Source organism: Pseudomonas taetrolens, assembly GCF_900475285.1.
GTDB lineage: Bacteria > Pseudomonadota > Gammaproteobacteria > Pseudomonadales > Pseudomonadaceae > Aquipseudomonas > Aquipseudomonas taetrolens.
Map to the genome: position 1 here is coordinate 204,668 of NZ_LS483370.1, position 24,253 is coordinate 228,920.

General features: G+C 57.7%; 23 protein-coding genes and 1 pseudogene. 12 read left to right on the plus strand and 12 right to left on the minus strand.

Features of this window, described 5'->3' with window-relative positions:
• Positions 1-165 precede the first annotated feature (165 nt).
• From DQN55_RS01015 to DQN55_RS01025, 3 genes are all read left to right on the plus strand, one after another.
• Positions 166-1,542, plus strand: a complete 1,377-nt coding sequence (locus tag DQN55_RS01015; RefSeq protein ID WP_048381179.1) for a glutamine synthetase family protein — start codon at positions 166-168, stop codon at positions 1,540-1,542.
• 222 nt (positions 1,543-1,764) lie between these two features.
• On the plus strand, positions 1,765-2,508 hold the full coding sequence (locus DQN55_RS01020) for a carbonic anhydrase family protein (protein WP_159434153.1): 744 nt from the start codon (positions 1,765-1,767) through the stop codon (positions 2,506-2,508).
• Between the two features lie 47 nt (positions 2,509-2,555).
• Positions 2,556-3,221 (plus strand): TetR/AcrR family transcriptional regulator, encoded by a 666-nt coding sequence (locus DQN55_RS01025; RefSeq protein WP_048381178.1) that lies wholly within the window; start codon positions 2,556-2,558, stop codon positions 3,219-3,221.
• A gap of 40 nt (positions 3,222-3,261) precedes the next feature.
• Here DQN55_RS01025 and tauD read toward each other — a convergent pair whose 3' ends face one another.
• Genes tauD through tauA form a run of 4 tightly spaced genes read right to left on the minus strand, consistent with a single transcriptional unit; the run spans position 3,262 to position 6,790 of the window.
• Positions 3,262-4,095 (minus strand): taurine dioxygenase, encoded by an 834-nt coding sequence (tauD, locus tag DQN55_RS01030; RefSeq protein ID WP_048381176.1) that lies wholly within the window; start codon positions 4,093-4,095, stop codon positions 3,262-3,264.
• Between the two features lie 56 nt (positions 4,096-4,151).
• Entirely contained in the window at positions 4,152-4,991 is an 840-nt protein-coding gene (gene tauC, locus DQN55_RS01035; RefSeq protein ID WP_048381174.1) for a taurine ABC transporter permease TauC, read from the minus strand.
• Complete coding sequence (gene tauB, locus DQN55_RS01040; protein ID WP_048381172.1) at positions 4,988-5,782, minus strand: taurine ABC transporter ATP-binding subunit; 795 nt, start codon at positions 5,780-5,782, stop codon at positions 4,988-4,990. Before tauB ends, tauC begins: the two co-directional genes overlap by 4 nt.
• Positions 5,783-5,809: 27 nt before the next feature.
• On the minus strand, positions 5,810-6,790 hold the full coding sequence (gene tauA, locus DQN55_RS01045; protein ID WP_048381170.1) for a taurine ABC transporter substrate-binding protein: 981 nt from the start codon (positions 6,788-6,790) through the stop codon (positions 5,810-5,812).
• A gap of 493 nt (positions 6,791-7,283) precedes the next feature.
• Between tauA and DQN55_RS01050 the strand changes: the two genes are divergently transcribed.
• From DQN55_RS01050 to DQN55_RS01090, 9 genes are all read left to right on the plus strand, one after another.
• Positions 7,284-8,633, plus strand: coding sequence for an OprD family porin (locus tag DQN55_RS01050; RefSeq protein ID WP_048381169.1), 1,350 nt, complete (start codon positions 7,284-7,286; stop codon positions 8,631-8,633).
• Positions 8,634-8,928: 295 nt separating this feature from the next.
• Positions 8,929-9,567 (plus strand): peroxiredoxin, encoded by a 639-nt coding sequence (locus DQN55_RS01055; RefSeq protein WP_048381167.1) that lies wholly within the window; start codon positions 8,929-8,931, stop codon positions 9,565-9,567.
• 250 nt (positions 9,568-9,817) lie between these two features.
• The gene (gene ssuE / locus DQN55_RS01060) at positions 9,818-10,411 is read left to right on the plus strand and encodes an NADPH-dependent FMN reductase (protein ID WP_048381165.1); all 594 of its coding nucleotides are present in this window, start codon (positions 9,818-9,820) and stop codon (positions 10,409-10,411) included.
• 127 nt (positions 10,412-10,538) lie between these two features.
• The gene (locus DQN55_RS01065) at positions 10,539-11,504 is read left to right on the plus strand and encodes a sulfonate ABC transporter substrate-binding protein (protein ID WP_048381164.1); all 966 of its coding nucleotides are present in this window, start codon (positions 10,539-10,541) and stop codon (positions 11,502-11,504) included.
• 34 nt (positions 11,505-11,538) lie between these two features.
• Complete coding sequence (gene ssuD, locus DQN55_RS01070; protein ID WP_048381162.1) at positions 11,539-12,687, plus strand: FMNH2-dependent alkanesulfonate monooxygenase; 1,149 nt, start codon at positions 11,539-11,541, stop codon at positions 12,685-12,687.
• A gap of 7 nt (positions 12,688-12,694) precedes the next feature.
• Positions 12,695-13,501, plus strand: coding sequence for an aliphatic sulfonate ABC transporter permease SsuC (gene ssuC, locus DQN55_RS01075; protein WP_048381160.1), 807 nt, complete (start codon positions 12,695-12,697; stop codon positions 13,499-13,501).
• Positions 13,498-14,304 carry an aliphatic sulfonates ABC transporter ATP-binding protein gene (gene ssuB, locus DQN55_RS01080; RefSeq protein WP_048381158.1) on the plus strand — a complete coding sequence of 269 codons (807 nt, stop codon included), beginning with the start codon at positions 13,498-13,500 and terminating at the stop codon, positions 14,302-14,304. The genes ssuC and ssuB overlap by 4 nt, the downstream gene beginning before the upstream one ends.
• A gap of 34 nt (positions 14,305-14,338) precedes the next feature.
• Positions 14,339-14,554 carry a TOBE domain-containing protein gene (locus tag DQN55_RS01085; protein ID WP_003444581.1) on the plus strand — a complete coding sequence of 72 codons (216 nt, stop codon included), beginning with the start codon at positions 14,339-14,341 and terminating at the stop codon, positions 14,552-14,554.
• A gap of 452 nt (positions 14,555-15,006) precedes the next feature.
• Positions 15,007-15,465 carry an REP-associated tyrosine transposase gene (locus DQN55_RS01090; RefSeq protein ID WP_048381156.1) on the plus strand — a complete coding sequence of 153 codons (459 nt, stop codon included), beginning with the start codon at positions 15,007-15,009 and terminating at the stop codon, positions 15,463-15,465.
• Between the two features lie 16 nt (positions 15,466-15,481).
• Here the strand turns inward: DQN55_RS01090 and DQN55_RS01095 are convergent, their stop codons facing one another.
• The 8 genes and pseudogenes from DQN55_RS01095 to DQN55_RS01130 form a co-directional block, all read right to left on the minus strand.
• Positions 15,482-16,114, minus strand: coding sequence for a class I SAM-dependent methyltransferase (locus DQN55_RS01095; protein ID WP_048381153.1), 633 nt, complete (start codon positions 16,112-16,114; stop codon positions 15,482-15,484).
• Between the two features lie 41 nt (positions 16,115-16,155).
• Positions 16,156-16,800: a methionine ABC transporter permease gene (locus DQN55_RS01100; protein ID WP_048381151.1), complete on the minus strand. Its 645-nt coding sequence runs from the start codon at positions 16,798-16,800 to the stop codon at positions 16,156-16,158.
• The gene (locus tag DQN55_RS01105; RefSeq protein ID WP_048381149.1) at positions 16,790-17,911 is read right to left on the minus strand and encodes a methionine ABC transporter ATP-binding protein; all 1,122 of its coding nucleotides are present in this window, start codon (positions 17,909-17,911) and stop codon (positions 16,790-16,792) included. The genes DQN55_RS01100 and DQN55_RS01105 overlap by 11 nt, the downstream gene beginning before the upstream one ends.
• Positions 17,912-17,913: 2 nt before the next feature.
• Positions 17,914-18,706: pseudogene (locus DQN55_RS01110) on the minus strand (MetQ/NlpA family ABC transporter substrate-binding protein).
• 125 nt (positions 18,707-18,831) lie between these two features.
• Entirely contained in the window at positions 18,832-20,193 is a 1,362-nt protein-coding gene (locus tag DQN55_RS01115; protein WP_048381143.1) for an LLM class flavin-dependent oxidoreductase, read from the minus strand.
• Complete coding sequence (locus DQN55_RS01120; RefSeq protein ID WP_048381141.1) at positions 20,193-21,389, minus strand: SfnB family sulfur acquisition oxidoreductase; 1,197 nt, start codon at positions 21,387-21,389, stop codon at positions 20,193-20,195. The genes DQN55_RS01115 and DQN55_RS01120 overlap by 1 nt, the downstream gene beginning before the upstream one ends.
• 13 nt (positions 21,390-21,402) lie before the next feature.
• On the minus strand, positions 21,403-22,644 hold the full coding sequence (locus DQN55_RS01125; RefSeq protein ID WP_048381139.1) for an SfnB family sulfur acquisition oxidoreductase: 1,242 nt from the start codon (positions 22,642-22,644) through the stop codon (positions 21,403-21,405).
• A gap of 223 nt (positions 22,645-22,867) precedes the next feature.
• Positions 22,868-23,632 carry a hypothetical protein gene (locus tag DQN55_RS01130; RefSeq protein WP_048381137.1) on the minus strand — a complete coding sequence of 255 codons (765 nt, stop codon included), beginning with the start codon at positions 23,630-23,632 and terminating at the stop codon, positions 22,868-22,870.
• Positions 23,633-24,253: the final 621 nt, after the last annotated feature.

The window sequence follows — 24,253 nt, forward strand, 5'->3', positions numbered from 1 at the left end:
GCAAGGATTTAAAATCCCTAAAGCTGCCCTATAAAGCACCAAAAATGGCCTTGTGGCGCTTTTTTAGGGCAAAAAACAGGCTGCTTGACTTCGGTATGCCGTTCGGGTTGACTGAAACCCGTAGCGCTCAATGATTGATATTTTTAACAACAAAGGTGTTGCATCATGTCGGTACCCCCGCGTGCCGTTCAGCTGAATGAAGCGAACGCGTTCCTTAAGGAACATCCTGAGGTTCTGTACGTTGACCTTCTAATTGCGGATATGAATGGTGTAGTGCGCGGCAAGCGCATTGAACGCACCAGCCTCCACAAGGTTTACGAGAAAGGCATCAACCTGCCAGCCTCCCTTTTTGCTCTGGATATCAATGGCTCAACGGTGGAAAGCACCGGTCTGGGTCTGGATATCGGTGATGCAGACCGAATCTGTTATCCAATTCCTGACACCCTGTGCAACGAGCCTTGGCAAAAGCGCCCAACCGCGCAATTGCTGATGACCATGCACGAACTTGAAGGTGAACCTTTCTTCGCCGATCCGCGCGAAGTGTTGCGCCAGGTAGTCACCAAGTTTGATGAGTTGGGCCTGACCATCTGTGCCGCTTTTGAGCTTGAGTTCTACCTGATCGATCAGGAGAACGTGAACGGCCGTCCACAACCGCCGCGTTCGCCGATTTCCGGCAAGCGTCCGCACTCGACTCAGGTTTACCTGATCGACGACCTCGACGAATACGTCGACTGCCTCCAGGACATTCTGGAAGGTGCCAAAGAGCAAGGCATCCCGGCTGACGCCATCGTTAAAGAAAGTGCCCCGGCGCAGTTCGAAGTGAACCTGCACCACGTTGCCGACCCGATCAAGGCCTGCGACTACGCGGTACTGCTCAAGCGTTTGATCAAGAACATCGCCTACGACCATGAAATGGACACCACCTTCATGGCCAAGCCTTACCCAGGCCAGGCGGGCAACGGGCTACACGTTCATATTTCGATTCTGGATAAAGAAGGCAAAAATATTTTTGCCAGCGAGGATCCCGAGCAGAACGCCGCATTGCGTCACGCAATCGGCGGTGTGCTGGAGACCCTACCGGCGCAGATGGCGTTCCTTTGCCCTAACGTCAACTCGTACCGCCGTTTTGGTGCACAGTTCTACGTTCCCAACTCGCCTTGCTGGGGCCTGGACAACCGTACGGTAGCCATTCGCGTGCCGACCGGTTCTTCCGATGCTGTGCGTATCGAACACCGTGTGGCCGGCGCCGATGCCAACCCCTACTTGCTGATGGCTTCAGTCCTGGCAGGCGTGCATCACGGCCTGACCAACAAGATCGAGCCGGGTGCGCCAGTCGAAGGCAACAGCTACGAGCAGAATGAACAAAGCCTGCCGAATAACTTGCGTGATGCACTGCGCGAGCTGGACGACAGTGAAGTCATGGCCAAATATATCGATCCTAAATACATCGATATCTTTGTGGCCTGTAAAGAGAGCGAGCTGGAGGAGTTTGAACACTCCATCTCCGATCTCGAATACAACTGGTACCTGCATACCGTGTAAGCGCTTGCAGCCACTGAAAACGCCGCCGGCTTCCCAGCCCGCGGCGTTTTTTTATGGGGGTTGGCCTGCGAACAGATCAGCAAATCGTCATGGAATACGGGAAAAGTCCTACATAAATATTTTACCCAAGCTCTCAAGATGTTCGGCTTAATGAGCGGCCATTCAGGTTTTGAAAAGGAGTTGTCGCGCGTTCTTTACATCCTTTTTCACGAAGAATTCATCATGAAGCTCCGCATCTTCAGCGCGGTCATTCTGGTCATGGGCCTGTTTGTCTGGAACTCGGCACTTGCAAACAGTCAGTCCTGGAACTATGCCGAGGCGTCCGGCTCCGCTCACTGGAGCACGCCTGCTCCGGATGATGACGCCTGCAACTCTGACTGCGTTCAGTCGCCAGTCAACATGAACAGTGCCTCCCTTGCCGGTTTACCTGACCTGGATATTCACTATTTGGTGGGCCCGGCCACAGTCGAGCACATGGGGCATACCCTGGAAGTCAGGTCTGATACTGAGGGCCGGATCATCATGGGCGAGGACTTTTACGAATTCGTCCAACTGCACGTGCACACGCTCAGCGAAAAACAGAGCAAAGCCGGCCTTTACCCCATCGTTGCCCACCTGGTGCACCGCAATCAAAACGGCGAGTGGGCGGTGGTTGTCATGCAGTTCAAGGAAGGTGCCGAAAACCCGGTGCTGGCCCAATTGTTTGCAGCGGCGCCCGCGCGTAAAGGTGAAACGCTGACACTGGGGTATCTGGACATTTCTCAGCTGTTTCCTGCGCAGCGCGATTACTACACGCATAAGGGGTCGCTGAAAGCGCCGTCATGTATCGATTGTGTACGTTGGCACGTGCTGAAAACCCCGGTTGAAATGTCCAAAGCTCAGTTGCACACGTTTCAATTATTGTTCCCGGCGAACACTCGTCCTGTGCAGCCGGGTGATGAGCGCACGGCGCAGGTCAGTGACTAATACCTGAACCGGCTCGTACAATGCCTGCTGCCCCGCAGGAGACACCCATGACGCGCCCCGCCCCGCCACGCGCTACACCTCGCAAGTCCCGCGCACGCAGTCAGGCCCGGATCGACTCGATACTCGACGCCGCACGAACGTTGCTTGCGGCTGAAGGCGTGGCCAGCCTTTCTATCTATAGCGTGGCCGAGCGCGCCGAGATTCCGCCCTCGTCGGTCTATCACTTTTTTGCGGGGGTGCCAGCGCTGCTCGAAGCCCTGACCAGTGATGTACACGCCGCGTTTCGCGCGTGTTTGCAAACACCGGTCGAGCATGAAGCGTTGAGCACCTGGCGCGACTTGTCACAACGGATTGAGCAGCGCATGTTGGCCATTTACAGCGAAGATGCGGCGGCTCGACAGCTGATTCTGGCTCAGCATGGCCTCACCGAAGTCACCCGGGCCGACCGCCAGCACGATCTTGAGCTGGGCCAACTGATGCACGCGCTGTTTATGCGTCATTTCGAGTTGCCGGTTTTGCCGCAGGATGTGGATGTATTTGCGCTGGCGATGGAGCTGGGTGATCGCGTTTATGCGCGCTCCATCCAGTTGCATGACTGCATCACCCCGCGTATGGCCGAAGAAGGCCTGCGCGTCGTGGATGCTTATTTGGGGTTGTACCTGCCGCCTTTTTTGCCGAAACGCTTGGCACCCATGAACGAATCCGACCTGTAGGCGCGAGCCCGCTCGCGCCTACAGGTTTTTTGCGCCGCGGTTAAAACGGTGCATCACCCAAAATAGTCGCACGGTGCATTACGCGGCGATTGGGGCGGTAATCATCCACGGCGTAATGCTGGGTCACGCGGTTGTCCCAGAAGGCCACGTCGTTTTCCTGCCAGCGCCAGCGAAGGGTGTATTCCGGCCGTGTCGCATGGGCGAACAGCAGTTTCAAAATGGCTTCGCTTTCCGCTTCGGACAGTTCATTGATGCGGGTGGTGAAGCCTTCGTTGACGAACAGCGATTTGCGCCCGCTCACCGGGTGTGTGCGAATCACCGGGTGTGACAGCGGCGGGTTGCTCTTGCGGGTTTGCTCCCAGCGCGCCAGGTCTTCTGGCGTTGAGCCAAAACGCTCCAGCGGGAATGACTTGGTGAAGTCGTGAGTGGCCGTCAGTCCATCCAGCAGGACTTGAAGCGGTCTGGATAACCCTTCAAACGCCGCAATGCCGGCGGCCCACAAGGTATCGCCTCCGAAAGCAGGCAATTGTTTGGCACTCAGCACCGCCCCCATCGCCGGTGTCGGCAAGAAGGTGACATCGGTATGCCAGACTGCGTTGTCGCGCACGTCGGTGACGGCAGTGTCCAGCACCAGTACTTGCGGTTGCTCGGGCACATTGGGATAGATGGGATGGATATGCAGGTCGCCAAAATGGGCTGCAAAGCGTGCTTGCTGCTGTGGCGTGACGGGCTGGTTTCTGAAGAACACAACGTGATGCCGGAGCAGTGCCTGTTCGATGGCATCACGGTGTTCCACGCTCAGCGGCAGGCTCAGGTCAACGCCGTCAATCTGGGCACCCAGGGCAGCGCTAATCGGGGTAATGGTCAGGCTCATGATCGTCTCTTTTATCAGCGCGCCGATTGATCAGCGTCGAGTTCTGTTCAATAGGCTTAGTGAGCCTGGCCATGCCATGGCACCAGCTTGCGTTGCAGGGCGCGCAGGCCCATCTCCATCGCGAAGGCGATAATGGCAATCACCAGAATCCCCAGCACCACCACGTCGGTGACCAGAAACTGTGCGGCCGATTGCACCATGAAGCCCAGGCCGCTGGTGGCCGCAATCAGCTCCGCAGCCACCAGCGTTGACCAGCCCACACCCAGGCCGATACGTACGCCGGTCAAAATGTCCGGCAGAGCGCTGGGCAAAATCACATGACGGATCAGCTGCCAGCGGGTCGCTCCCAGGGATTGCGCTGCGCGGACTTTTGCCGGGTCTACCGTGCGCACACCGGTCGCGGTTGCGATGGCAATCGGCGCAAAAATCGCCAGATAAATCAGCAGCACTTTCGACAGTTCGCCAATGCCGCACCAGATCACGATCAGCGGCAAATACGCCAACGGCGGAATCGGGCGGTAGAACTCAATCAGCGGATCGAAAATCCCTCGCGCAATGCGGTTGTAGCCAATGGCGATGCCCACCGGGACGGCAGTCAAAATGGCGAAACCCAGGCCCAGGCCGATCCGGCTCAGGCTCGCGCCCAAGTGCTGCCACAAGGTCGAGTCCATGTAGCCCTTGGTGGCCAGTAACCAGCCTTTCTCCAGTACGGCGGACGGTGGTGGCAAGAACAGTGGCTCGATCAGTTCGCCAGCGGTGACGGCCCACCACAGTGCAATCAGGGTCAGCAGCGTCAACACGCTGATCCAGCGCGTGCTCAAGCTGCGTTTTACCGGGCGCGACGCAGGGGGCGCGGCAACGGATGGTGTGATTGCCGGAAGTTCATAGCTGCTCATGCGCGCTCCTGCCGCTGAGCGGCGCCGCGTTGTGAAAATACGCGCTCCAGCACGTGTTCACGGGTTTCAATAAAACGAGGATCCGACTTGATCGACCGCGCCGATTCACCGGCGTTGTAGCGCTGGCCGAAATCCAGGGCCAGGCGCTCGACGATACGACCCGGCTCAGGGGCCAGCAAAATCAGGTCAGTGGCCAGAAACACGGCCTCTTCAATGTCATGGGTGATCAGGAAGACCGGCTTGTCGGTGCGTTTGCACACCTGCAGCAACAGCTCTTGCATCTGTTCACGGGTGAAGGCATCCAGGGCGCCAAACGGTTCATCCATCAGCAGCACACGAGGATCGGCCGCCAAGGCACGCGCCAGGCCTACTCGCTGTCTTTGCCCACCGGACAGTTCCCAGATCCGGCGCTGTTCAAAGCCTGACAAATCAACCAGTGTGAGCATTTCACGGGCGCGGGTTTCGCGTTTGTTACGCGGCACACCGGCCAGCTCAAGGCCAAAGGCTACGTTCGCCAGCACGTCTTGCCAGGGCAATAACACATCGTCCTGGAAGACCACGCCACGCTCGGCGCCAGGGCCTTTGACCGGGGCGCCATCAAGGGTGATGCGCCCGGCGCTGGGCTCGACAAAACCGGCGATCAGGTTCAGCAATGACGTTTTGCCGCTGCCGGACGGGCCGAGTGCGACCAGCAGTTGCTGGGGGCCGAGGCTCAGGGAAATATCCGACAGCACAGGCTCGGCAGCGCCCGGGTACTGTGCGCTGATGCGCTCCAGTGATAACAAGGCCATGGCAGTCGACTCCTCAGCGGGCGTTGATTATTGAGTGATGAAGCGGGCGTTAACCGACGGCGCGTAGTCCGGCAGCACAGCATCCACCTTGCCTTGCTCTTTAAGGAACGCGGCGGTGTCCGCCAGGGCCTTGGTGGTGGGTGCACCGAGCAACTGCGTCTGGCCAGCGGCCAGCGGGTACACATTGCCTTGCAGCAGCAGTGGAATGTCAGTGGCCTTGGCCCCTGACAGCTTCACCAGCTTGTCGACGTTGCTCTGATTGGCCTGCCACGCTTTTGGATCTTTGTGGTAATCGGCATAGGCGTCCAGGGTCACTTTGGCGAACGCTGTGACGATCTCCGGATGCTTGGCGGCGAAATCCTTGCGCACGATCCAGGCATCAAAAGTGGGTGCACCGAACTGGCTGAGTTCGCCCGAGGTGATCAGCACTTTGCCGTTCTCTTTGGCCGTGCCGAGCGCGGGGTCCCAGACATAGGTCGCGTCAATATCGCCACGCTTCCAGGCGGCCACAATGGCGGGCGGGGCGAGGTTAAGAATCGTGACTTTCGCAGGGTCGATCTTCCAGTGTTTCAGTGCTGCCAGCAGGCTGTAGTGCCCGGTGGACACAAACGGCACGGCCACTTTTTTACCGATCAGGTCCTGGGGACTGTTGATGCCGGAACCCTCCCGTGCCACCAGCGCTTCGGCAGCGCCGATCTGGGTCGCGATCAAAAAGGTTTCAACCGGGACTTTTCGGGTGATTGCCGCCGTTAGCGGGCTAGACCCCAGATAGCCGATTTGCACATCGCCGGAGGCGATCGCGGCAATGATGTCGGCGCCATTATCAAATTTTCTCCAGCGGATGTTGGCGTCGATGGAGCGCTCGTAAGCGCCATCGGCTTGGGCCACTTTGGCCGGGTCGACAGTGGTTTGGTAGGCCACGGTGACTTCGCTGGCCGCCTGTGCGAAAAAACTGGCACCTGCCAGAGACAAAGCTGCCAAAAGGCGTAGGGGAGAGTGCAGTTTCATCAGGGGGCTCCTCGGCAGGCGGCCGGATATCGGCAGAAAGCGAGGTTAAATGATCTAAGAATGCACAAATAAATAACTTTTTAGCATTAGCTTATGTAGTTCCGATACCTCCTGACCCTTTGCTCCAGGCCTTTGGATGTTCTGATCCGAAGCCGGTGGCTTCCCGGAATCAAGAACCAAATGAACTAAAAAATTATATTAAATTCCGTTCAGGCATTAGACGAAGGCCCGATAGCATTCCTTCGAATGCCTTTGGGAATAAGCTTCTATATAATTATTCGGTCTGAAAATTTCTTAAATAATTCTTTTTGGGTTTATCAAAAACCCATTAACCTTCTTGCAAGCAGTAAATGACTAGACAAAAGTCGTAGACATGAATAGTTACGATTGACTTGCTGGTCACGGTCTGGCGCTAATCGCGCATCTATAGCACCGAAGCGTCAGATTTCGGGCTGAAGACCTACAAAAATTAGAAACGTAAAGGAGCAACACAATGAACAGGTCCACCTTGGCCGTGGCTGTGGCCATCGGTTTGTTGGCACAGCAAGCCAGTGCTGCCGGCTTTATCGAAGACAGCAAGGCAACGCTGAAGCTGCGCAACTTCTATATCAACAACGATAACCGCGACTCGGGCACGCCCAAGAACGCCAGCTATCAGGAAGAATGGGGCCAAGGCTTCCAGCTTGATTACACCTCGGGCTTTACCCAAGGCACCGTAGGTTTTGGTGTTGATGCCATCGGCTTGCTGGGTGTGCGTCTGGATTCAGGCAAAGGCCGTCATGGCAACCCGACCAGCGCCAACTACGGCGGCACCGTATTCCCTACCGATAGCGATGGCCGTGCAGTCAGCGACTTCTCTAGTCTGGGCCTGACAGCCAAGGCCAAGATCTCCCAGACCGAATTGCGCTACGGCACCCTGATGCCGAAGCTGCCGGTGATCGTTTCCAACGATGGCCGCTTGTTGCCCCAGACTTTTGAAGGGGGCCAAATCACCTCCAACGAATTCAAGGACCTGACGTTTGTTGGTGGTCAGATCGAGCACGCCAAGGGCCGTAACTCCAGCAACACCGAGGGGTTGTCGATCGCGGGTGCCAACAACGCGCGTACGGGCGAGTTCAGCAATAAATTCCTGTACGGCGGTGTGGACTACAAACTCAACAAAGACCTGTTGCTGCAGTACTACTACGGCAACCTGGAAGACTTCTACAAGCAGCACTTCCTGGGCTTGACCCACAACTGGTCCATCGGTCCAGGTGTGTTGAAATCTGATGTGCGTTATTTCAACAGCAGTGATGACGGCAAGAACGGCAGCGACCCAGCCTACTTCACCACTGGCGACTACCGCAGCAACGCTACCGGTAAAGGCAAAGTCGACAACAACCTGTACAGCGCCTTGTTCCTGTACACCGTTGAAGGTCACACCTTCGGTGGCGGCTATCAGGTCAGCAATGGCAGCAGCGATTTCCCTTGGTTGAACCAGGGTGACGGTTCGTCGGCTTACCTGACCACTGACATGCAAATCTCGAAGTTCGCCCGCGCCGGCGAGCGTACCTGGCAAGCACGTTACTCTTATGATTTCGCCAAAGTGGGCGTTCCAGGCCTGACTGCGGGCGCGGTTTACCTGCGTGGCGATAACATCGACACCATCAGCGGCGGCAAAGTGGCCACCAATGGCGGCTCGGAGTGGGAACGCGACCTGACCCTGGCGTATGTGGTTCAGGATGGTGCGTTGAAAAACCTGGGTGTGATGTGGAAAAACGCCATGTGGCGTAACGACATCGCGGGCCAGCGCGACCAGGACGAAAACCGTCTGATCGTCAGCTACTCGATTCCGTTGCTGTAAGTTTGCTGTAGCGTAAAAGCAAGAAAAGTCCTGCCCGGCGCAATTCCGGGCAGGGTGTTTACCGAAGCCCCCTGGCGGGTGCGTTCGCAACACATTTAATGGCGCAGCTCCCTGCCGCTCCCTTGCCTAAACCTGAGTCCAGAGTGGACCCGGGGCATTGTTGCGTCCAATGAAACAGTTTTTAATATTCTTTTTAGATCTAATTAAATTGATATTTATTCTTTTTAATTAAGTTCCGGTGCAGGCAGAGTAAGCCCATCACGCCCTGCCATTGCCTATGAAAAGGAGCAGCACCATGAGCCTCAGACTCGGCGACATCGCCCCGGATTTTGAACAGGATTCCAGTGCCGGCCCGATCCGTTTTCATGAGTGGCTGGGCGACAGTTGGGGTGTTTTGTTTTCGCACCCGGCAGACTTCACTCCCGTCTGCACCACCGAGCTGGGCTTCACGGCCAAACTCAAGGATGACTTTGCCAAGCGCGGCGTCAAAGCCATTGCATTGTCCGTTGACACGGTGGAATCGCACCATGCCTGGATCGAAGACATCAACGAAACCCAGAACACGGTGGTCAACTTTCCGATCCTGGCGGATGCGGATCGCAAGGTCAGCGATCTCTACGACCTGATTCACCCCAATGCCAGCGACACCCTGACCGTTCGCTCGTTGTTCGTGATTGATCCGAACAAAAAAATCCGCCTGACTATTACGTACCCGGCCAGTACAGGACGTAATTTCAACGAGATCCTGCGAGTGATCGACTCACTGCAACTGACCGATCACTACAAAGTTGCTACGCCGGCCAACTGGCAAGACGGAGAGGAGGTCGTGATCGTGCCCTCGCTCAAGGACGAAGACGAGCTCGTGCGCCGCTTTCCAAAAGGTTACCGCGCTGTGAAGCCCTACCTGCGGCTGACGCCACAGCCAAATAAATAACCACCGATTGTTGTAGCAGCTGCCGAAGGAACGAGGCAGCTGCTACAGATATAGCGTGTCTTCCATAGGGTTTAAGGCCGTCTCGACGGCCTTTTTTTTGCCTTTTATTCAACAAAAACTCATATGCATTTTAAGAATAAACAAATGAATAAATATGATTTATAGATATATAAAACACCTGCTAATGTCACCTCACTCAAGCGAAAACGCTGATAAAGAATTCCCCACATTCATTCAAGGAAACGCCTAGATGCTGGTCGTGACACTCGGAGGAAGCCCAAGCCAACGATCCCGCTCCGGGGTGTTGCTGGATCGCGCCAAACACTGGCTAAACCAGAATGGCGTTGAAGTGGTGAGTTATCAGGTACGTGACTTTCCGGCCGAAGACTTGCTGCATGCGCGCTTTGATAGCCCGAAAATTATCGACTTGCTGCAACAGATTGAAAATGCTGACGGCCTGATCATTGCGACACCGGTCTACAAAGCCTCGTTCAGCGGCGCATTGAAAACCGTACTCGATCTCCTGCCCGAGCGTGCCTTGAGCCACAAGGTGGTTTTGCCCATCGCAACCGGTGGCAGCATCGCCCATATGCTGGCGGTGGATTACGCGCTCAAGCCGGTGTTGTCGGCACTCAAGGCCCAAGAAATGCTGCACGGCATTTTTGCCGAAGACAGCCAGATTGCTTACGGCGAAGGCAGCGCACAAGCGCAGCTGGTGCCGGTACTGGAACAACGTTTGAGCGAGTCTCTGGAGCACTTTTACAGTGCCCTGGCCCGTCGGCCGAAACCGCTGGATCCGAACATCCTCAACGAGCGGCTTCGGACCGCGCGCTGGAGCATCTGAATGTATTTTCCCTGCAGGAACAGCTGATCGAGCGCCTCCAGGTTTGTAATTGGTATCACCCACCTTACTGATCCGCTAACGGCTCGGCAGGTGCACCCGAATCTCGAACTGCAAATAGGAGAGCGCCATGCGCCCTGTCATTTTGCGTCGTGGTCTGGTCGCACTGTTCGCTGCGGCTGTGTCCTTCGGCGCTGTTACACAAGCCCAAGCTGATGCTCTGCGCATCGGTTATCAAAAATACGGCACGCTGATGTTACTCAAGGCCAAAGGCACGCTGGAAAAGCGTCTGGCCGAACAAGGCGTCGACGTGCAATGGACTGAGTTTCCGGGCGGGCCGCAATTACTGGAAGGCCTGAACGTCGGTTCGATCGACTTCGGCGTGACGGGCGAAACCCCGCCCGTGTTCGCCCAGGCGGCAGGTGCCGATCTGCTGTACGTCGCTTACGAGCCGCCTGCTCCGACCAGTGAAGCCATTCTGGTGCCCAAGGACTCGCCGATCACCTCGGTCAAAGATCTCAAGGGTAAAAAGGTCGTCCTCAATAAAGGCTCCAACGTTCATTACTTGTTGGTGCGTGCTCTGGAAGATGCCGGGCTGAACTACACCGATATCCAGACGGTTTTCCTGCCGCCTGCGGATGCCCGGGCTGCCTTTGAGCGTGGCAGCGTCGATGCCTGGGTCATTTGGGACCCGTACCAGGCTGCCGCCGAGCAACAGCTGCAAGCGCGAACCTTGCGTGATGCCAGTGGCATCGCTGACAACCATCAATTCTATCTGGCGACCAAACCCTACGCCGAGCAGCATCCCAAGGTGATCGAAACCCTGGTGGATGAAGTGCGAAATATTGGTGACTGGGCCAAGGCCAACCCTGAAGAAGTGACGCGACAAGTTGCCCCGCTGCTCGGCTTGTCGCCCGAGATCACCCTGACTGCCGTCAAACGCCAAGGCTACGGTGCGCAGTTCTTGACCCCTGAAGTGGTCAATGCCCAGCAAAAGATCGCTGACAGCTTTCACCAGCTCAAGCTGATCCCCAAACCGCTGACTGTTAAAGACGTGATCTGGACGCCGCCCGCCAATCTGGCCAAAGCCCCTTAATGCTTGCCGTACCCACTTATTAGGAGACCACTCCATGAGCCTCAATATTTTCTGGTTCCTGCCCACCCACGGGGACGGCCATTACCTTGGCACCTCAGAGGGCGCCCGGGCCGTTGACCATGGTTACTTGCAACAGGTCGCACAAGCGGCTGACCGTCTGGGTTTTGGCGGGGTACTGATTCCAACGGGGCGTTCGTGTGAAGACTCATGGCTGGTGGCAGCATCGCTGATTCCTGTGACTCAGCGCCTGAAGTTTCTGGTGGCTCTGCGTCCGGGCATCGTTTCGCCGACCGTGGCCGCGCGTCAGGCGGCGACCCTCGACCGGCTGTCCGGCGGGCGTGCACTGTTCAACCTGGTGACGGGCGGTGACCCTGAAGAATTGGCCGGAGACGGTTTGTTCCTGAGCCACGAAGAGCGCTATCAAGCCTCGGTGGAGTTCACGCGTATCTGGCGACGGGTACTGGAAGGCGAGATCGTGGACTACGACGGTCAGCACATCAAAGTCAAAGGCGCCAAGTTGCTCTACCCCCCGATCCAGCAACCGCGTCCAGCGCTGTATTTCGGCGGTTCCTCGGAGGCCGCGCAGGATCTGGCTGCTGAGCAGGTTGAAATGGTGTTGACCTGGGGAGAGCCGCCGGCGGCGGTTGCCGAAAAAATCTCCCAGGTGCGGGCCAAGGCCGCGAAGCTCGGGCGTACCGTGCGTTTCGGCATTCGTTTGCATGTAATCGTGCGTGAAACCAACGACGAGGCCTGGAAAGCCGCCGACAAACTGATTTCGCACCTGGATGACGACACCATCGCCCGTGCCCAGGCGTCGCTGTCGCGCTTCGACTCCGTGGGCCAGCAACGCATGGCCGCGCTGCATGGCGGTAGCCGTGACAACCTTGAGGTCAGCCCAAACCTGTGGGCCGGCGTGGGCCTGGTGCGTGGCGGTGCCGGGACGGCGCTGGTCGGTGACGGTCCGACAGTGGCCGCACGGGTCAAGGAATACGCGGACCTGGGCATTGATACCTTTATCTTTTCGGGGTACCCGCATCTGGAGGAGTCATACCGCGTGGCCGAGCTGCTGTTTCCGCACCTGGATATCGAGCGTCCGGAGTTGCCGAAAAGCAGCGGTTACGTGAGCCCGTTTGGCGAAATGGTCGCCAATGACATCATCCCTAAAGCTGCGTCGCAGAGCTGAGGCGGCCATGAGTACGGTGAAGGCATCAAGCCTCAACAGTATTGGCCAGCGGCTGGCGCCCTGGGCCTTGCCCGTGTTGCTGCTGGCGGTCTGGCAGTTATCCGTGTCGGCGGGCTGGTTGTCGACGCGTATCTTGCCTGCCCCCAGCGCAGTGATCGCAGCCGGGGTTGAGCTGGTGCGCAGTGGCGAGATCTGGAAGCATCTCGCCATCAGCGGCTGGCGTGCGGGCCTGGGCTTTGTGATCGGCGGCAGCATCGGACTGGTGTTGGGGTTCATCACCGGTCTGTCGAAGTGGGGAGAGCGCCTGCTCGACAGTTCGGTGCAAATGATCCGTAACGTGCCCCATCTGGCGCTGATCCCGCTGGTCATCCTGTGGTTCGGGATCGACGAGTCAGCGAAGATTTTTCTGGTGGCACTGGGGACTCTGTTCCCGATCTACCTCAACACCTATCACGGCATCCGTAACGTTGACCCGGCGCTGGTGGAAATGGCTCGCAGCTATGGCTTGTCCGGTTTCAGCCTGTTCCGCCAGGTGATCCTGCCCGGTGCTTTGCCTTCGATTCTGGTGGGGGTGCGTTTTGCGCTGGGCTTTATGTGGTTGACCCTGATCGTGGCTGAAACCATCTCTGCCAGTTCCGGCATTGGCTATCTGGCGATGAACGCCCGGGAGTTCCTGCAAACCGATGTCGTGGTGCTGGCAATTGTTTTGTACGCGGTGCTCGGCAAATTGGCTGACAGCGCAGCGCGAGGTCTGGAGCGCGTGTGGTTGCGCTGGCATCCGGCCTATCAAGTGGCTAAAGGCGGTGCAGCATGACAGCTCAACAACCTCCGCGTTTGCGCCCGGGCATTCCTCTGGCGATCAACGGTCTGCAGAAGTCTTTTGGCGAGCGTCAGGTACTGCGGGACATTGATCTGCACATCCCGGCCGGACAATTCGTGGCGATAGTCGGGCGCAGCGGGTGTGGTAAAAGCACCTTGATGCGCTTGCTGGTCGGTCTCGACCAGCCCACGGGCGGCGCATTGCTGGCCGGCAGCGCCCCTCTGCAGGACGCCCATGACGATACGCGGCTGATGTTTCAGGAGGCCCGTCTGCTGCCCTGGAAAAAAGTGATCGACAACGTTGGCTTGGGGCTCACGGGCGATTGGCGGCCGAAGGCACTCAAGGCGCTGGAAGAAGTCGGCCTGTCCGAACGTGCCAACGAATGGCCTGCTGCTTTATCGGGTGGCCAAAAGCAGCGCGTGGCCCTGGCCCGCGCCCTGATACACCAACCCCGCTTGTTGCTGCTGGACGAGCCGTTGGGTGCACTGGATGCGCTGACACGCATCGAGATGCAGCACCTGATCGAACGCCTGTGGCGTCAACATGGTTTCACGGTCTTGCTGGTGACCCACGATGTCAGCGAAGCCGTTGCCATTGCCGACCGGGTGATCCTGATCGAAGACGGCGAAGTGGGGCTCGACCTCATCGTCGAACTGCCACGGCCCCGAGTCCGTGGCTCCCACCGGCTGGCGGCATTGGAAACCGAAGTGTTGAACCGAGTACTCGCCTTGCCTGGCTCGCCCCCTGAGCCAGAACCCGTTGCACCTTTGCCTACGCAATTGCGTTGGGCGCAATAACCTCACGTTCTATCTCAAGACAGGAATCGACATCATGACCATCAAAGCCATTAACGTTCGCAACCAGTTCAAAGGCCACATCAAGGAAATCGTGCTGGGCGACGTGCTCTCTGAAATCGATGTGCAAACCGCATCGGGCATCGTCACCTCCGTCATCACCACCCGCTCGGTCAAAGAGCTGGAACTGGTCGTCGGCAGCGAAGTCATCGCTTTTGTAAAATCCACCGAAGTGTCCATCGCCAAGTTGTAACCCATGGAAGACCCACAACCCCGAAAGGCGTGAGCCCTTCGGGGTTTTTTGTGGACTTGCAGAACGCGATGTTTCAGCGAGTCCGCAGAGATGCCATCGCGAGACAACCTACGGATCGATGACCCTCCCGAAAATCAAACCTGTAGGAGCGAGCTTGCTCGCGACCCCGACGACGCGGTGATTCAGATAAACCGCAGAGATGTCATCGCGAGCAAGCTCGCTCCTACAAAGTACGGGTCGATGGCCCTTCGAAAATCGCAGCCTGCACCAAACCTGTAGGAGCGAGCTTGCTCGCGATCCCGACGACGCGGTGATTCAGATAAACCGCAGGGATGTCATCGCGAGCAAGCTCGCTCCTGTAGAAAGGGACATGTTTGGAATCACTGGGGTACTCCTGCCTTTCTGCCCGGCGCTAAGCTTTCCCTTTGAAACTTATTTTAGAGGGCAAAGGAATGTCCGTGTTTCCTCATGGGTGTCGGCTGCGTACCGGCAGGTATTCCGAGACGGGTCGTATTTACTTGATGACTGCTGTCGTGATGAATCGTGAACCAATTTTCCATGACTTTTTTTTAGCCCGTCTCTTGATCAATGAGCTAAGGCGAACTCATTCGCAAGGTGCTGTGAATTCCCTCGCGTGGGTTGTGATGCCCGATCACTTTCATTGGTTAATCGAGCTTCAACACAGCGCTCTTTCGAGTGTCATGCAGCGCACAAAATCACTCAGCGCCCGGGTGATCAACGCGCGTCAGAAAAGTCAGGCACAACTTTGGCAAAAGGGCTATCACGACCGGGCACTGCGCTATGACGAGGATCTGAAAAAAACTGCCCGCTATGTTGTTACCAACCCGATACGCGCTGGCTTGGTCAAGCGTCTGGGTGATTACCCGCACTGGGACGCCCTATGGCTATAACTGCCCGTGTAGGGATTCATGCCCCTGCTTTGCGCCACACGCTCACCAGCCAGGGTTGTTGATCTCGGGGCAGGCCGGCCGGGCGGTAGTAGTGTTCCAACTCGGTAAAACCCGCGGCCGTGAGCATCGCCTGCCAGTTTTCCAGGTCGTGGTATGCGCCATAACGCTGCCCATTCCAGCCTTCGCGGTTATCGCCACGGGGGTTCGAGCTGAGCAGAACGCCACCGGGTTTCAGGGTGGCGTGCAGTTTGCCCAGGACTTGTGCCAGTTCCTGGGTGGGAACGTGGAACAGCGAGGCGTTGGCGAAGATGCCGTCGAAGCGTTCGGCCGGCAAGTCGAGCTTGAGAAAATCCTGATGCCAGACTTCACAGCCGCTGTCTTCGCGGGCCATTTGCGTGAAGCGCTCTGTGCCGTCCAGCCCGATGGCCTCATGGCCCAGGCGAGTGAAGGTTTGCAGGTCGCGGCCCGGGCCGCAGCCGAAGTCGAGAATCGAAAATGGGGACGTGCCCCGGATATGCCGCAGCAAGGCGTCGATGTTTTGGCTGACATCGTGATCACGGGTGCCTTCACGGAACCCTTCGGCACTCTGTTGATAGTGGTCCAGGGTGGTGGCAGCAATCTGTTCGAGGGTTTTTGGATCGAGGGTCATCTCAGGCTCAGTCGGCGGCACGTCAGGCCACCGACTATACCTCAGCGTTTGTTCAGAACACGGGCCAAACGGTCGCCGCCGAGCTGAATCACGGCAACCAGAACCACCAGCAGCACAATCACGGTGAGCATCACTTGTGTGTCGAAGCGCTGGTAACCATAGCGATAGGCGATGTCTCCCAGGCCGCCCGCGCCAATGGCACCGGCCATGGCCGAAGAGTTGATCATCGTGACCAGGGTGATGGTGAAACCGCCGACAATACCCGGCAATGCCTCAGGCAACAGCACGTGCCAGATGATGTGATGACGCTTGCAACCCATGGCCTGGGCGGCTTCGATCAAGCCGTGATCGACCTCACGCAGGCTGACTTCGGCGATACGGGCAAAGAACGGTGTGGCCGCGATGGTCAGCGGTACGACGGCTGCCCACACCCCATAGGTGGTGCCCACAATCAGGCGGGTAAACGGAATCAGCGCCACCATCAAAATCAGAAACGGAATAGAACGGAACAGGTTGACGAACGCGCCCAGCGCTTTGTTCAGCGCTGGCGCTTCATAAATTCCGCCCTTGTTGCTGGTGACCAAAATTACCGCCAGCGGAATCCCCAGCACCAGCGCGATCAGTGACGACACCCCCACCATCAAAAAAGTGTCGACGACGCCCTGCCATAAACGCTCAAACCCCATAGCCCACGACCTCGACCTGTTGTGCCCACTGTTCGGCGCGCTTGCGCAGTTCTTCTGCGCCCAGCGATGCGCTGGTCACACTGAGTAAAAGTTGCCCCAGGGCATGCCCCTGAATCTGTTCGACGCCGCCATGCAACAGGCGAACCTGGCCGCCCAGCGCGCTGAACACGGCGCCAAGATCAGGCTCGCGGGCCTGGCTGCCGGTAAACCGCAGGCGCAGGATCACACTGGAGCTGGCCGCGGTCGGTTGCTGTGAAATGCGCTGTTGCAGTGCTTCGGGCAAGGTGTCCTGCAAGGGGGCGAGCAAGGTTTTGCTGACCTCATGTTGCGGGTCGCCGAACACTTGCCACACCGGACCTTGCTCGACCACCCGGCCTTGTTCCAGTACCACCACGCGGTGGCAAATATCGCGAATCACGGCCATCTCGTGGGTGATCAGAATGATCGTCAGCCCCAACCGCTGATTGATCTCGCGCAGCAAGCCGAGGATCGACTGTGTGGTTTCAGGATCGAGGGCCGAGGTGGCTTCGTCGCAGAGCAAAATCGCTGGATCATGCACCAGCGCCCGGGCAATGCCCACGCGCTGCTTTTGTCCGCCCGAGAGTTGTGCCGGATAGGCGGTGTGCTTGCCTTGCAGGCCCACCAGCTCAAGCAGCTCCCGGACTTTCTGCTCACGCTGCGGCTTGGGTACACCCGCGACCTTGAGCGGCAGCTCGACGTTTTGCCATACGGTTTTGGCTGACATCAGGTTGAAGTGCTGAAAGATCATGCCAATCTGGCGACGCAGAGCCACCAGCGCATTTTCATTGAAGTCGCCGATGTCGACCTGATCAATCAAGACCCGCCCGCTGCTGGGTTGTTCGAGGCGGTTGATGGTACGAATCAGTGACGACTTGCCAGCGCCGCTGCGCCCGATAATGCCAAAAATTTCCCCGTGCTGAATCGCCAGATCAATGCCCTTGAGTGCATCCACCGGGCCCTGGCGGCCGTCATAGGTCTTGCCGACGCCGATAAAACGCACATGGGCGCGACTCAGCTCGGGGTGCAGCTCTGTTCGGGAGGCGCTGGGCGGTGGCTCATCAAGCTGCACGCGGGCAGTGGCAATGCTCATGTTCAGCCTCCCCAGCCAGCTTGGTAGAGCGTGCCGTAGGTTTTATCCAGCGAAGCCTTTACCACGGGTGAGTGTTGGTAAATATCGACGAACTTGGCCAGGCGCGGGTCGTCCTTGCTTTTGGGCTGGATGACAAATTGAATCACGTACTCGGGGTGGTCGATGCCGTCGAACAGCAGGGCTGATTCGGCATCGAAGGTTTTACCCAGGCGAATGTAAGCCGGATAACCCTGCACCAGATCGGCATCATCGTAGGCACGAACCAGTTGCACGGCTTCGACCTGAAGGATGTTGATCTTCTTCGGATTGGTGAGAATGTCCTCTTCGGTGGCTTTGTAGCCGACACCCGGCTTGAGGGTGATCAGTCCGGCCTTGGCCAGCAGCTGCAGGCCTCGACCGCTGTTGATCGGGTCGTTGGCGATGGCCACGGTGGCCCCTTCAGGCAGTGCGTCGAGACTGCTGTATTTTTTTCGAATACAAACCGACATTGTTGATCACGCCCCGGGCATAAGGCTCCAGATGAAAGCCGCCCGCTGCGTTGGCGTTTTCCAGAAAGGGGATGTGCTGGAAGTAATTCACATCGATATCGCCGCTGGCCAGGCTGACGTTGGGGGCGATCCAGTCCGTAAACTCCACCAGCTCGACTTTCAGCCCTTGCTTGTCGGCTTCGGCCACCGCGGCTTCCAGCGGGATGGCAAAGGCGGCGGTGGTGCCGACCTTGAGCGGTTTTTCGCCTGCGAAGACAATGCCGCTGAACAGCCCGAGGGCCAGAATTAGTGTGTGTTTTTTGTTCATAAGTTAATTCCAGTCAACGAGTCAGAGTTCGAACTTTGCAGGAGCGAGCGTGCTCACGATCCCGGTAACGCGGTGCGTCAGGCAGACCGCAGTGATGCCATCGCGAGCAAGCTCGCTCCTGCGGGTTATGTTGTGTGCCTAAAGGCAGCGCCGGTATGTCGATCGGGCAGGTGCGCACTGCCATCGGTAAACAGTTTTTGTCGCAGGCTGCCGTTGTCATACGCCGTTTTGTAGGAGCCCCGGCGCTGCAATTCCGGGATGACCAGATCGATAAAGTCGACATAGCTTTCGGGGGTGACAATTCGCGTCAGGTTGAAACCATCGAGGCCGGTCTCTTCGATCCATGACTCCAGCTCATCGGCGACCTGTGCTGGCGAGCCCACCAGCGTCATGTAACGCCCGCCAAGGGCGTGTTGTTCGAGCAGCTTGCGTCGGGTCCAGTCGTTGTTCTGCAACACATTGGTTGCCGACTGAATGGCGTTGCTCTTCACGTACTGGATGGGTTCATCCAGTTCATAGTCAGCAAAATCGATGCCGGTGGAACTGGCGAAATGCGCTACTCCGGCCTCGGCACTGGCATGGCTCAAGTAGTCATCGCGCTTGGCAAGTGCCTGGGCTTCTGTCGGCGCAACGATGACGTTGAGGCCCATGAACAGTTTGATGTCATCCGCGTTGCGCCCTGCCGCCAGGGCGCTGGCGCGTACTTTGTCGACCTGGCGTTTGGTGGCGGCCTTGGTTTGCCCGCTGATAAACACGCACTCGGCATGGCGCCCGGCAAACACCAGCCCGCGATCCGAGCTGCCGGCCTGGAACAGCACGGGCGTGCGTTGTGGTGACGGTTCGCAGAGGTGGTAACCCTCGACCTGATAAAACTCGCCGGCGTGTTTCACCTTGTGCACTTTTTCTGGGCGGGCGTAGATGCGTTGTGCCGGGTCATTGATGACCGCATCGTTTTCCCAACTGCCCTCCCACAGTTTGTAGAGCACCTCGAGGTATTCGTCGGCCTGGTCATAACGGCGGTCATGTTCGACCTGCTCGGTCAGGCCCATGGCCTTGGCAGCGCTGTCGAGGTAGCCCGTGACAATGTTCCAGCCCACGCGTCCACGGGTCAGGTGATCAAGCGTCGACATGCGACGTGCGAACAGATACGGCGGTTCGTAGGTCAGGTTCGCAGTTAAACCAAAGCCAAGGTTTTTGGTGACGGCGGCCATGGCGGATACGAGCAGCAGCGGGTCATTGACCGGCAATTGGATCGACTCTTTGAGCGGTACGTCGACCGACTGCTGGTACACGTCGTACACGCCCACGATGTCGGCGATAAACAATCCGTCAAACAGCCCGCGTTCCAGCAGCTGTGCCAGTTCGGTCCAGTACTCCAGAGTGTTGAAGCGGGTAGACGTGTCCCGCGGATGTGTCCACAGGCCGTGATTGATATGGCCAATGCAGTTCATGTTGAAGGCATTGAACAGGATTTTCTTTTTACTCATCAGATGGTGCCCCGCAGTGGCGGGTTTTCATCGTTGAGGTAGTAATTGCCGATGGCGTGGTACTTCCAGCGCACCGGGTCGTGCAACGTATGGACCCGGGCATTGCGCCAGTGCCGATCAAGGCCGTGTTCGGCCAGGGTGGCCTGGCTGCCGGCCAGTTCAAACAGGGTGCTGCCAGCGGCCAGTGAGACCTCGGTGCTGATGGCGCGGGCTTGCGCGACGGCAATCGAAGCGGCAGCTACGGTCGTGGCGTTGGTGTCGATCTGGGCCTGGTCGAGAAATTCGCCGGCGCGGTCCAGCAAGGCTTCGGCCGCATGCAAGCGGGCGCTGAGCTGGCCGAAGCTTTTGAGGGTCAGGGGATCTTCACTGGCCACATCACTTGTAGCGTCGATCCATGGGCGGGTTTTGGTGCGTACAAAGTGCAAGGCCTCTTCAAAGGCCGCTCGGGCGATGCCGGTATCTATGGCGGCGTGCAGAATCTGCGCCAGCGGCCCCACGGGTGTCGGGCGCTCGAAGGCACTTTGAAACGGGATCACGTCTTCTGCGCCGACAAAGACGTTGTCGAAGATGACCGAGCCGCTGCCAGTGGTGCGTTGACCAAAACCGCTCCAGTCATCGATAACCTTTAGCCCGTCGCTGTCGCGAGGCACAAACGCCAGTTGCTGAATGCCGTCGTCATCCACCACGGAAGTCGGAATGCGCTGGGCGTAAAGTGCGCCGGTTGCATAAAACTTGCGGCCGGTAATGCGATAGCCGTGCTCGGCCTTGGCCAGATGCGTGGTGCGGTCGTGGGCGGTTTTTGTGCCGATTTCAGCCAGGGCATTGCCAAAGCGCTGACCGGCCAGGACTTCGGCATACAGCCGCGCCTGTTGCTGGGGGCTGCCGTTTACCCGCAGTACTTCAAGTGCGTAGAAATGGTTTTGCGGAATTTGCCCCAGCGAGCCGTCTGCTGCTGCAATCAGCGCGACCACTTGTGCCAGGGTGACGTTGGAGACACCGGCACCGCCGTAAGTCTGGGGCACAGTAATGCCCCACAGGCCCGTGTGGGAAAACAGTTCGAGTTCGTCATGGGGCAGGCGGCGTTCACGGTCGCGCAGGGCGCTGTCGCGTTTGAAATGGGCGGCGAGTTCACGCGCTACGCTCAAGGCCTCGGCATCGCTGCGCAATACCGGGACCTGTTTGGATATCAGTGACATGGGTGTCTCCGGGTCAGATCCAGGAATGCCGTGCAGGCAATGTGCCCTTGAGGCGATACGCACCAATGGCGTGGTACTTCCAGCGCACCGGGTCGTGCAGGGTATGAACCCGTGCGTTGCGCCAGTGCCGGTCGAGGTTGAATTCGGCGAGAGTGGCGCGGCTGCCGGCCAGTTCGAAGAGCTTTTCGCTGGCCAGCAGTGAGACTTCGGTGCTCAGCACTTTGGCTTCGGCCACTGCAATCGACGCCCGGGCGGCGGCCTGCGCATCAATCGGTGCGGCGCTGACTTCGTCCAGTACCCGTCCGGCCTTGCGCAGCAACGCTTCGGCGGCGTGCAGTTCGACTTTCAGTTTGCCGATATCGGCGATCACATACGGGTCATGGCTATTGCGGTCGACCTTGGCGTCCACCCAGGGGCGGGAGCGCTCGCGTACAAAGCTGATGGTGTCGGTGATCGCGCCGCGGGCGATGCCCACATCGATGGCGGCCTGGATCAGTTGTGACACGGCGCCTTGAATATTCGGGGTCTCGTTGAGGCGCCAGTTCTCCACTACCCATTGGGCTTCAACCGGTACGTTATTGAGCAACACGGTACCGCTGGCGGTGGTGCGCTGGCCAAAGCCTGACCAGTCATCGACGACGCGCAGGCCGGGTGTACCACGACGTACAAAGGCGATCACTTGCTTGCCGTCTTCGTTAAGCGCCTTGACGGCAATCCAGTGGGCGAACAATGCACCTGTGGAGTAGAACTTTTGGCCGTTGATAACGAACTCATCGCCTTCAGCGGAGATACGTGCTTTTAAATCGAGGGTATTTTTGCTGCCGCGTTCAGGCCCTGCATTGCCGATGCGCCAACCTTGCAACACGCTGCTGAACAGTTGTTCTTTTTGCGCCTGAGTTGCGGTATTCAAAATCAGGTGCAGGATACCCACCTGATTTTGCGGGATCTGCCCCAGCGCTGGGTCGGCCGCCGAGATGGTCGCGAACACTTCAGCCAGGGTCACGAATGACACCTGAGGCCCGCCAAATTCGCGTGGAATGGAAATGCTGCCCAGGCCGCTGCGGGTAAACGCCTCGACCTGCGACCACGGCAGGCTTCGCTGCTGGTCGCGCCTGGCGGCGTGCTCACGTGCGCTGGCAGCCAGGGTGCGGGCGGCTTCAAGGGCTTCGGTGTCGGTGCGCAGGATATGCGCGTCGAGCAACGGTGGGGCGACATCCAGGTCGCTTTGCAGGTGTGCGTTCGCCAAATTGGACATCAGTGCTGCTCCTTGGCTGCACGCAATGCCCTGGCGATCTGCACAAGGGTAATTGTGTTCCTGACCATACCTACCTCGCATCTCATCATTAGAGCGCCGCATGAGCGGCGCGAATAAAAACCAGAGAGTCCGGTGGTCCGGTTCATATACCCTAATCGAGTATAAAAATTAAAAGAACTAACTTTTAGGAATAAGAATAGATGATTATTTGACCCTGTATCGATCAGTTGCGCCAGTTGGGGCGAGGCTCGGCAGCGTGCAGCACTTCGCGGGGGGCGGAGTTCAAGTAGAGCTTGTGGGCACCCACCCTGAGGGTGCGTGCGGGTGCCCAGCGGGAGTTGTTGCCCACGTGATCAATCACGCAGTAGGTGACTTCCAGTTTGGGGTCTTCACCGGCCTCTTGAATGATTTCGGGCGGGACGAACACGCTGACGGGTTTGTTGATGTCTGCCTTGCGCAGTTTGGGCAGATCCATGCGCACGTCCCCCCACAGCAAGGTGATCGCATCTTCACTGGCCATGTTGCGATAGGGCTCGATGCTCACCGGGACGCCGCGTTTCATCTGGCTGGGGTTAACCCCGTAACGCTGTATCGGCTCCGGGATCATCAGCGGGGCGAGCCCCTGGTTTTCCTCGCCGATGGCGTCTCCGCCTGGGCAGTCAAGCTTGATCAGGACTTTGAGTTGTGCTGAAAGTACGGGGCTGCTGCCAATATGCATGACTCGATAGTAGAGGCGCGCGGTTCCATTCTGGATGAAACTTTCGGGTACCCTGAGTGATACAGATTTTCCAATGTCGGTCTTGCATAGTTGGCGCGAGGTTACATAGCAGCCGTCCCAGAATAATTCGATAAGATCGTTCTCTTCCATATTTGAATAAGGCGCTATTGTGACAAGTAAGTGCTCGGCGGTACGGGCGCAAATAGTATGTTTGCTGGTTTCATAAAGTGTCGGCGCTGCCAACTTGTCAGCGTGTGAGGTGAAGGGCATGGGCAAGTTTCCTTTCTAACGTGTAATGGGTGACGAAACACATCGGTACAGGCCGTACGGGTGCCGGCATGGCTTGAAGATCCTTGCTAGGAGCCATGGGCACTGTGATGGAGTATTGAGCGGGTACTTCAGGTACGGGCTGGGCCGGCTGGTTACTTATTAGATAAGAGGCTCGACGCATGAGTGTCAAGGCACAAGGGGAAGAATATAGGCACCTTCAACTTATTCGGAATGCTCCTACTGGCATAAGGCTTTAATTGTGTCGCGAAGAAGAGTGTAGAGTGTTCGCTTGGAACTTAAATGTCTATGGGGTCGTTGAAGTGTGGGAGTGAGTGGGCAATGTTTAAGTCGTGGGCGAGCGTTATAATTGATTTTTTCTTTAATGCTGGCAGCGCTGTTAATAATAAAAGAACTTTCCTACCCATGTTTATATGCTTTCGGAGTGTGCTTCATAGCGTCGTTCAACAGGCTTCCTTTGACGCTGACGGGGGAGTGCTTTTGCACCGTTTGTGTGACACAAGTCCGGACCGGTCATTGACGTTTTTCCCATTTCTTTCACACACGATCAGGATAATAAGTCCAGACGAGGCAATCGGTTTTGCCTGCTTTGTGATATTTAGA